This window comes from Arthrobacter sp. HMWF013 (assembly GCF_003061105.1).
Lineage (GTDB): Bacteria > Actinomycetota > Actinomycetes > Actinomycetales > Micrococcaceae > Arthrobacter.
In genome coordinates this window covers 1-9,679 of sequence record NZ_QAIQ01000702.1, presented here as the reverse complement: position 1 = coordinate 9,679, position 9,679 = coordinate 1, and the positions used below count along the sequence as shown (strand labels likewise).

At 61.0% G+C, this 9,679-nt stretch carries 6 protein-coding genes and 1 pseudogene; 4 read left to right on the top strand and 3 right to left on the bottom strand.

From position 1 onward, the window contains the following. The 3 genes and pseudogenes from DBR22_RS22695 to DBR22_RS22685 all read left to right on the top strand — a co-directional run. Positions 1 to 888: ABC transporter ATP-binding protein (locus tag DBR22_RS22695; RefSeq protein WP_146187634.1), on the top strand; the 888-nt coding region annotated here is incomplete at its 5' end. 458 nt (positions 889 to 1,346) lie between these two features. Further along, positions 1,347 to 1,799, top strand: a complete 453-nt coding sequence (locus DBR22_RS22690; RefSeq protein WP_146187633.1) for a hypothetical protein — start codon at positions 1,347 to 1,349, stop codon at positions 1,797 to 1,799. A gap of 28 nt (positions 1,800 to 1,827) precedes the next feature. After that, a pseudogene (locus DBR22_RS22685) lies at positions 1,828 to 2,484 on the top strand (ABC transporter ATP-binding protein); the annotation flags it as partial. Between the two features lie 1,584 nt (positions 2,485 to 4,068). Here DBR22_RS22685 and DBR22_RS22680 read toward each other — a convergent pair. From DBR22_RS22680 to DBR22_RS22670, 3 genes are read right to left on the bottom strand one after another with little or no spacing between them, the layout of a single operon-like run. Next, the gene (locus tag DBR22_RS22680; protein ID WP_108600832.1) at positions 4,069 to 5,184 is read right to left on the bottom strand and encodes a threonine aldolase family protein; all 1,116 of its coding nucleotides are present in this window, start codon (positions 5,182 to 5,184) and stop codon (positions 4,069 to 4,071) included. Further along, positions 5,181 to 5,936, bottom strand: coding sequence for an SDR family NAD(P)-dependent oxidoreductase (locus DBR22_RS22675; RefSeq protein WP_108600831.1), 756 nt, complete (start codon positions 5,934 to 5,936; stop codon positions 5,181 to 5,183). The genes DBR22_RS22680 and DBR22_RS22675 overlap by 4 nt, the downstream gene beginning before the upstream one ends. Next, on the bottom strand, positions 5,933 to 7,336 hold the full coding sequence (locus DBR22_RS22670) for a DUF6421 family protein (protein WP_108600830.1): 1,404 nt from the start codon (positions 7,334 to 7,336) through the stop codon (positions 5,933 to 5,935). Before DBR22_RS22670 ends, DBR22_RS22675 begins: the two co-directional genes overlap by 4 nt. Before the next feature lie 610 nt (positions 7,337 to 7,946). Here DBR22_RS22670 and DBR22_RS22665 point away from each other — a divergent pair. Continuing rightward, entirely contained in the window at positions 7,947 to 9,503 is a 1,557-nt protein-coding gene (locus tag DBR22_RS22665) for an amino acid permease (RefSeq protein WP_108600829.1), read from the top strand. Positions 9,504 to 9,679 lie beyond the last annotated feature (176 nt).

Genomic DNA, 9,679 nt, shown 5'->3' with positions numbered 1-9,679 from the left:
ATGCCGCTGGCGCAGCTGGGGTCCATGGCCAACCTGCTGCAGTCCGGGGTGGCCTCGGCGGAGCGGGTGTTCTCCTTGCTGGATGAGGATGAGCAGTCGCCGGATCCCTTGCCTTCTAGCGATCCCTCGCCGGATGGTGCGGGACGGGGGCGGCTGGTGTTCTCGGATGTCTCGTTCTCGTATTCGCCGGACAAGCCGCTGATCTCTTCTTTGTCCCTGGTGGCGGAGCCTGGGCAGACGGTGGCGATTGTGGGGCCGACCGGTGCGGGCAAGACCACGCTGGTGAACCTGATGATGCGGTTCTACGAGATTGATGCCGGGCGGATAACGCTCGACGGCGTGGACATCACCTCGGTGCCGCGGCGTGAGCTGCGCTCGCGGCTGGGGATGGTGCTGCAGGATACGTGGCTGTTCGGCGGGACGATCCGGGACAACATCGCATATGGCCGGCCTTCGGCTACGGAGGCGGAGATCATGGAGGCGGCGCAGGCCACGTACGTTGACCGGTTCGTGCGGACGCTGCCCGAGGGGTACGACACGGTGCTGGAGGACGAAGGTGCCAACGTGTCCGCGGGTGAGAAGCAGCTGCTAACGATTGCGCGGGCTTTCCTGGCGCGGCCTTCTGTTTTGATTTTGGACGAGGCGACTTCTTCAGTGGATACCCGGACTGAGGTCCTGGTGCAGAAAGCGATGAGTGCGCTGCGGTCCGACCGGACTTCATTTGTGATCGCGCACCGGCTGTCCACCATCCGTGACGCCGACCTCATCCTGGTGATGGAAGCCGGTCAGATCGTGGAGCAGGGGACGCACGCTTCTTTGTTGGCCGCTGGCGGGGCGTATGCGCGGCTGTACGAGGCGCAGTTCGCGGCTCCTGTGGCGGAGGTCTGAGGTACTGATGGCAGGTTTCAGAGAGACGGTATCCCTTCCGCGTAACGCTGCCTCTTTTGGAGTTCAGTTATTGCGCCGCTGTCCATTCTCGTGAAACTGCAGACGTGCCTTCCAGGATCGCTTTCACCTTCTCGACGTATTGCCGGCAGAACGCACGGTAGTGCAGTTCGCATTCTCTAAGCTGTCCTTGAGCTTGCACCGGGAGGTGAAATAGCGCCCATGCTCCAGCATTGTTGTACCTTCTGAGGTCTCCCGGAGAAAATCACGCCCCCGTGCAGACGGATCTTCGCTGCTGCTTCCGTAGCTCAGCGCTCCGGAGGGCGATGTTATCTTGGCCGAAAATTCGCAACTCCTCACAATGATGAGGAAACTACTGGCGTCATATTTCCTGGACGAACTCAGGAGAATCACCACCCACGTCTCTTTCCAGGCAGAGATTCTGTTGCTAGTTTGACCGCATGGATGCTACAACTACCGGCCTCCTCGGTGGCCTTGCCGGCGTATTACTCGGCGGCCTCCTGACCTATGTTCTTGACCGCAGGAATGCTGTTTCTGTGCGGTTGCACGAGTCACGAATTGAGGCATACAAACTGTTTGCCAGTTGTGCGATGGACTACCGGCGGACCGTGATGGACCAGTGGTTTGAAGACCAGCGATTGCAGAACTTGACTGAGGATGACGATGTGCACCGGGCTCGTAGCGCGGCATGGTCGGCTTACTATGGCGTCCGCCTGGTCACCGGCAATCCGCAGCTGGGGACAATGGGGCGTAACATCCTGGACCGGATCACGGAGCTAAAGGATGTAGAACACCGTGAAGAACTAAACCGTCTGGGTGAAGCCTGTCGGGACGAGGTGGACAGTTTCGTCGAAAATGCCCGGAGGGATGTGCTGGCGACTAGATCCGTATGAGCTGACTATGCAGGAGTCCTACGGAGCCGGGCAAACCGTGGCGATTGTGGGGCCGACCGGTGCGGGGAAGACCACGCTGGTGAACCTGATGATGCGGTTCTACGAGATTGATGCGGGGCGGATAACGCTCGACGGCGTGGACATCACCTCGGTGCCGCGGCGTGACCTGCGCTCGCGGCTGGGCATGGTGCTGCAGGACACGTGGCTGTTCGGCGGGACCATCCGGGACAACATCTCGTACGGCCGGCCTTCGGCTTCGGAGGCGGAGACTCTGGAGGCTGCGCGGGCGACGTACGTGGACCGGTTCGTGCGGACACTGCCGGAGGGCTACGACACGGTGCTGGAGGACGAGGGCGCCAATGTGCCGGCCGGGGAGAAGCAGCTGCTGACTATTGCGCGGGCGTTCCTTGCCCGGCCTTCGGTGCTGATTCTGGATGAGGCGACGTCCTCGGTGGACACCCGGACTGAGGTGCTGGTGCAGAAGGCGATGAGCGCCCTGCGGTCCGACCGGACTTCGTTTGTGATCGCCCACCGCCTGTCAACGATCCGCGACGCCGACCTCATCCTGGTGATGGAGGCCGGGCAGATCGTGGAGCAAGGGACGCACGCCTCGTTGCTGGCTGCGGGTGGGGCTTATGCCCGGTTGTATGAGGCGCAGTTCGCGGCTCCTGTGGCGGAGGTTTAAGAGCGCTCCCCCAGCAGGGTCGTGCTGGTGCTTGCGTCATTATTTTGGATGTGGCGCCGCTGGCTGGGAAGTAGCGGTTTACAACCTCGTCCTGAGCGTGTTTTCCGATTTCCCTCACCGTAAGGTGTCCCTTGCCGTGTCCAAGAATTGATGAGCAAGGTGGGGGTCGCCATTCGAGAGTTATCTATCGATATCTACTGGCGCCATTGTAATGAGCAATGCCTGCGAATTACCCCCCCGCCTCCAGCGAAGAGGTTCAAATTCCCACGATCTCAGGAGCTTGAGCATACAAGCAAAGGGTCGACAACTTGCCCGGAATTGAAATTAGGTAGATCTCCCACTCGACTGTCCACTTCGATGAGCAATAAGATGGCTCCACGGTCCGGGGAGAGTTTTCGGGCTTAGGCGGCGGCCAAGATGGGCCGCATGTTAGGGACGTATCCCGAATGCCGCGAAGAGCTGGCATGTGACAATCCAAAAAGGGCGGATATTGCAGCCAATTTGGGCCTTGATGTCCCCAGTCTGGTGACACAAGCCTGTACCAGTGCCTTGTCCGGTTCAGATTATCTATTCGCAATTTAGTCGGAGCTTCCAACCTGGCGCGCTCATTTGATACTGAGCCTTTTCCACAGCGCTTTCAATGCGGTGAACCGTAACTCCTTGAATGACAAAGAGGTCAATGCCATGTCTACATTTTCCCGAAAGATTACAACCTTAGCTCTCGCAATAGGCGCCTCGGTGGGCGGCACGGTGCTCCTTTGCGGAGGTGCTGCCAATGCCGCGGCTGCACCTCAGTCCCAAGGAGCCTTTGTTATCAAGGAGTTTGGCTGCGGTGGTTACGGATATCAAGGTCCTCAGGTGGTCACCTACGAAAAAACTCACGCGGTCGTAACGTCGAGCGGAAACACCAAATTGACGTGTCATTTTGAGGACGGCCCGGAGGTGTCTGAGACAGTCAACGATAAGGGGTTCCTTTGCGGCACATACTTAGGAGTTACCTATGACTCGCACTTCGTGTATACGAAAGGCGGACGAGGAACTCTCACCTGCTATGTTCATTCTTCGTAACTGTCTGCCTGGCCTGGGGGCGCTCCGCCATAGGCCTTGCCTCTGATACGACGAACCCCGGATACCCGCTGCCGCCACCTCGTGGCAAATATGGCTAGCTCGAACGAACAGTTGGCCAGCAAGAAGGAAGGGACCGCGGACTTCGATGCCCGCGGCCCCTTCCTGCTGTAAAAGCGTCTGTCACACCACTCTTCTGTTCTGCAGCATTTGGACCCAGCTAGTGTCTTGCGCTTTCTGAGACCCTTGGACCTGCAGGTATCTCCAGAAGCATTGACAGGCTGGCCGGAGGTCGTCGAGCCATCGTTGACGTTCGTCGACGATGCCGCCGTTGTCGGCACCTTCTAGCCCGAGTGCTGGACCACCGGTTGACGGGCCACCGCGAGGTCCCCCAATGCCGTGGGCATGTCAACGCCTAACAAAGCGTGAGCGGGCATTAGCGGTGCTGCCCGTCGTCGTGCGCGCAATCCTTGCTCTAAGCGGCCGGAAGTACCGCCACTGGATGGCAGTTACGTCTCCTTATCTGGGCGTTTCGTTGGCTGGAGAGCCTACGGCAGCCTTCACTGCAGCAACGAGAGAGTGGACGTCGGCCTCGGTGGTGTCCCACGAGCACATCCACCGGACTTCTCTGCGTGCCTGGTCCCAGTCATAGAAGCGGAAGGATTCCCGGACTTTCACCGCTGCCCCGGGCGGAAGGACGGCAAAGACGCCATTCGATTGTGTGGCTTGCGTCAGGGAAACACCGTCAATGGCGGAGATCCCTGCGCTGAGACTTTGAGCCATCGCGTTGGCGTGGCTGGCGGAGCGCAGCCACAACCCATCGGTTAGCAGGGCTATGAGTTGCGCAGAGACAAACCGCATTTTTGAGGCCAGCTGCATGTTCATCTTGCGCAGGTAGCTCATGCCTGGATCGGACTCTGGGTTGAGCCAGATGACGGCTTCGCCGAACAGCAGCCCGTTTTTGGTGCCACCAAAAGACAGGACGTCGACACCGACGTCGGTGGTGAATGCCCGCAAAGGAAGCCCGAGATGTGCTGCAGCGTTGGCCAGCCTTGCTCCGTCCAGGTGCAGTTTCATTCCCTTCGCATGGACGTGTTCAGCGATCCGTTGGATTTCTTCCGGCGTGTAGCAGGTGCCCAGTTCGGTGGTCTGGGTGATCGATACGACCAGCGGTTGCGCCCGATGCTCGTCTCCCCACCCCCAGGCTTCGGCGTCGATCAATTCCGGGGTGAGTTTGCCATCCGGTGTGGGGACAGGGAGGAGCTTTATCCCGCCGATCCGTTCCGGGGCGCCGTTTTCGTCGGTATTGATATGCGCTGTTGCTGCGCAGATGACAGCGCCCCAACGCGGGAGCAGGGCTTGCAGTGCAAGGACATTGGCCCCTGTTCCGTTGAAGACCGGATAGGCGGTGGCAGCTGCCCCGAAGTGGGACTTGATGACAACTTGAAGCGCTGCCGTGTAGGCATCTTCGCCGTATGCGGTGACGTGGCCTTCGTTGGCTGCCTGAACTGCTTCGATGATTTCGGGGTGAGCCCCGGCGTAGTTGTCTGAGGCGAAGCCCCGGTATGCGGGGTCGTGCAGGCGCCCCGCCAGTACCTGTGGGACGCCTGCTTTTGTCTCAACGCTGACGCTCATGCCGGTGCACCCGCGAGGTGGCCGGCCGTGAGGGGCAAGCGCTGCCCGTTGATCTGTTCGGCCTCGAGATCGAAGATCCGTTGTACAGCGTCGGCAAGGACGCTGACATCGGTGTAGCCCGGGAATTTCCGTTCCGGCTGGGCTGCGCGCATCCGGTCATCGACCAGGGCTTTGACCACGAAGACCAGGGCGGCTGAGTGCTGAGCGGAGGGGCTTTCATGTCCTCCCTGCAGGTTCCGGAATCCGTCGGCCACGGCCAGGGTCCATGCCTCGGCGGCGGACTTGACGGCGGCATAGGCGGCGCCGCCCGCTGTCGGCGTGGAGGCGGACTGTGCGGAGACGACGGCCAGGCGACCCGCAGGGGAGGCAGCCAAATCGTCGTAAAAAGCGCGGCTGGTGTTCCTCAGTGTGGTGAGGACGCTCGTGTGCAGGAAGTCCCAGTCTTCATCCGTCTGGTCTGCAATTCCGGTCCCGCCCCGCCACCCTCCCACAAGATGGATCAGGCCGTCCACGGGACCCAGATCGGCCTGGACAGACGTCGCCAGGTCCTCAACGGCTTGCAGGTCCGCGAGGTTGCAGACATAGCCCGTGACGTTGTTGTACGCGACCGCGAGCTCCTGCACCCGGTCCTCAAGGATGTCCACCGCGGCCACGCGTGCCCCTGCCTGCGAGAGGGCATGGACTACCGCGACGCCCGCGGCGCTTGTCGAACCGGCGACGACGACCGTACGCCCCGAGAGGTCCTGGCTCATGCGCCTGCCCCGCCGTCGGTCTTCACAGGGCTCTGCCCGGTGATCCCGGCAGTTGATTCAATGACGCGGCGCATCTTCTTCTCCAACGCTTCATAGAACATCGACAGCGGGAACTCGTCGTCCAGGACCTGGTCGGTCAGACCCTTGGGGAGACCGTCCAGCGGAAGGGCCTCTGGTCCCTTGGCCCACACGGAGGAGGGATTTGGGGTGAGGGTTTCCGAGACGAGGTCATAGGCAGCGAGCCAGTGTGCGGTCTTCGGCCGGTCGATGGAACGCCAGTAGAGTTCCTCGATGCGGATTCCCAGTTCGACGACGACGCCGGCGACGTCCTTCCAGTCGATGCTCAGCTTCCCGTCGGTCCAGTGCAGGACACGGTGCTGGTGCATCCAGGCGAACAGCAGTTGGCCGCCCACGGCGTCGTAGTTACGGACCCGGTTCCCGGTAATCGCGAAGCGGAAGATGCGGTCGAAGATGACGGCGTACTGAACCAGCTTGGCGTGCTTGCGCGCATCCTCCGAAGCGTTCTCGTCCTTCTCGATGATGACGGACTCGCGGAACGCGGTCAGATCGCAACGGAGCTCCTCGAGGGAGTACAGGAAATACGGCATCCGCTGCTTGATCATGAACGGGTCAAAGGGCAGGTCACCGCGCATGTGGGTCCGGTCATGGATCAGATCCCACATCACGAAGGTCTTCTCCGTGAGGTGCTGGTCGTCGATGAGTTCCGCAGCGTCAGCCGGCAGGTCCAGGGATGTGATGTCGGCAGCAGCTTTGAGAACGCGACGGAACCGGGCAGCTTCGCGGTCCGCGAAGATACCTCCCCACGTGAAGGACGGGGTGCTCCGGACCGCTACGCTCTCGGGGAAGAGAACTGCGGAGTTCGTGTCATAGCCGGGCGTGAAATCGATGAAGCTGATCGGGACGAACAGCTTGTTGGAGTAGTTTGTTGCCTCCAAGTCAGCTACGAATGAAGGCCAAATAACCTCGATGAGGACGGCCTCGAAGTAGCGGTTCGTGCTGCCGTTCTGCGTGTACATGGGAAACAGAACCAGATGCGGCAGCCCGTCGATGCGCCACTGCTCGGGGTGGAAGGCTACCAATGAGTCGAGGAAATCCGGCACGGCGAAGCCCTCGGACGCCCACCGCTGGAAGTCCTGCACGAGCAGTTCAAGGTAGTCCGTGTCGTGGGGGAGGTGGTGGCGCAGATCGTTGATTGAGTCCGTAATGATGCCGACATTCCGGCTGGCCTGGTCATGGTCAGCGGGTTCCGGAACGGAACCGTCCTGCACTTGAACCTGCTGCAGCCCGACGACGGCTGCCTTCAGAGCCTGCCATGCCGGGAGCGCCTTGAGGTCTTCTGCCCGGATGATTGTTACTTCAGGGATTGCGATTACAGACATGCCCGTTCCTTCCGTTGAGGGGATTCCTGAAGAAGCTAGCAGTGCGTAAGCATCCGTGAATGATTCTTGGCCCTTGCATAAGAAATGCTTTTGCTCGGGGACCGCTCTTCAGTGCGATGCCTGCGTCTGACCTGTGGGTCGGCGCTTTTAAGACGTCCCAGAAATGGCGCATCATGACGAATGAGCAGCGGTTCCGGGACGGGCAGAGGTTCGGCTACTGCCCCTGTGCCATCGGTGGAATTCTCCAGTCACCGCCCGTCGACGCGCAATACCAGATCATCAGAGCTGCTTAGCCAGCGGGGGACGTCAAATCAGCAAATCTTGTGCTCAGGCTGGATTGCGGCCCCCTATGCCTAAGGAATTGACCCGTCGGACGTGCAACATTCCCCACGCCAAATGTCGCTTCCGTTGCGTGTGTTAGCTTGATCACCTCCTTCCCGGCCCGAGGGCTTCGGAAGGCCCAAATACACCGCAGCTACCTTTTCGGAGGCACCATGGGACTTGGCTCCCACAAGCAAAGAAGTGCAGTCGCAGAAGCCTGCACCGGTCGAGCCGCTATAGGCACCGGGTACCAGACCCGGCCCGCAACGATGTCCCAGGGCGGTGCTGCATGACACCACCGAGCGGAACTCTCGCAGAACTCAAGCCCGTTGGAACAGAGGGGTCTTCCGTTGCGATAGCGGCAGAGCGCGCTTCCGGCGAATCCACCAACGAACTCAAGCGCGGGCTAAACCACCGCCACCTGCAGATGATCGCCATCGGCGGTGCGATCGGTACCGGGCTGTTTGTGGCCTCGGGCAGCACCATTTCCCAGGCGGGCCCCGGCGGGGCGTTGGCCGGCTACGCGCTGGTCGGGCTGATGGTGTTCCTGTTGATGCAGTCACTGGGCGAGATGTCGGCCAAAATTCCGGTTGCCGGTTCGTTCCAGTCCTTTGCCACCCGTTTCGTCTCCCCGTCCTTTGGGTTCGCGATCGGCTGGAACTATTGGTTCAACTGGGCCATCACGGTGGCCGCAGAGCTGGTCGCGGCCGGAATCATCATGGACTTCTGGTTTCCGGGGGTCCCGGGATGGGTGTGGGCCGGCATCTTCCTGGTGGTGCTGACCGGGCTCAACGCCCTCTCGGCCAAGGCCTTTGGTGAGTCGGAGTTCTGGCTCTCACTGATCAAGGTCAGCGCAGTGGTGCTCTTCCTGATCGCCGGTGTGCTGATGATTTTCGGCATCCTCGGGGACAACTCTCCGGGACTGAGCAACTGGGAAAACCGCGATGACGTGTTCCACGGGGGCTGGGTATCGATCATCTCGGTCTTTATGGTTGCCGGGTTCTCCTTCCAGGGCACCGAGCTCGTAGGAGTCGCCGCCGGCGAAGCGAAGAACCCGCGCCGCGAGGTGCCGAAGGCTATCCGCACTGTCTTCTGGCGCATCATGCTTTTCTACATTGGCGCCATCTTCATCATCGGCTGCCTCATCCCGTTCACCGATCCGAGCCTGCTGGCCTCCGGTGAGTCCGATATTGCATCGTCGCCCTTCACTCTGGTCTTCGATCGCGCCGGAATCGCCTTCGCGGCGGCCTTGATGAACGCCGTGATCCTGACCGCAATCCTGTCCGCGGGCAACTCCGGACTGTATGCCTCCACAAGGATGCTTTACGCCATGGCCCATGACGGCATGGCCCCGAAGATCTTCGGCCGAACCAATGCGCGTGGTGTGCCGATCGCGGCGTTGCTCGCGACGGCCGCCGTGGGACTCTTCGGGTTCCTCTCCGCGATCGTCGGGCAGGGTGCAGCCTACTCCTGGCTGCTGAACATGTCGGGCCTATGCGGCTTCATCGTCTGGGCGGGAATCGCGGTCTCCCACTACCGTTTCAGGCGCGGCTTCCTGGCCCAGGGAAACAAAGTCAGCGACCTGCCGTACAAAGCATCCCTGTTCCCCATTGGCCCACTGCTGGCCTTCGCCCTGCTCATACTGGTCATCGCGGGACAGAACTACGAGGCTGTGCTTGCCGGGCGGTCCGTGGAGGTGCTTTCCTCCTACATCGGGTTGCCAGTCTTCATCGTCCTATGGCTGGGTCACCGCTACATCACCAAGTCCAAAGTAGTGCCGCTGCTCGAGATGGATCTCACGGCACCTAAGGACATCGAGGACGAACTTAGGGGCGCCACCCAATAACTAGGTCGGGAGGAGCGAAGCCGGGTGAGAACAGCACCCGGCTTCGCTCCTCCCGCAGGTCGGTTCATTTCCGGGCTGATCATGCCGGCCATGACGTTCATCGGGAGCCTGGTGTATGTGGGTATTGCGGTGGTGGGCGGCCTGCAGGTGGCGTCCGGGGCGATGCAGCTGGGCGA

Excerpts from the sequence above, each read along its gene's own strand:
- DBR22_RS22675 (WP_108600831.1), bottom strand. The coding sequence starts at position 5,936 with ATGAGCCAGGACCTCTCGGGGCGTACGGTCGTCGTCGCCGGTTCGACA.
- DBR22_RS22665 (WP_108600829.1), top strand. The coding sequence starts at position 7,947 with ATGACACCACCGAGCGGAACTCTCGCAGAACTCAAGCCCGTTGGAACA.
- DBR22_RS22690 (WP_146187633.1), top strand. The coding sequence starts at position 1,347 with ATGGATGCTACAACTACCGGCCTCCTCGGTGGCCTTGCCGGCGTATTA.
- DBR22_RS22670 (WP_108600830.1), bottom strand. The coding sequence starts at position 7,336 with ATGTCTGTAATCGCAATCCCTGAAGTAACAATCATCCGGGCAGAAGAC.
- DBR22_RS22680 (WP_108600832.1), bottom strand. The coding sequence starts at position 5,184 with ATGAGCGTCAGCGTTGAGACAAAAGCAGGCGTCCCACAGGTACTGGCG.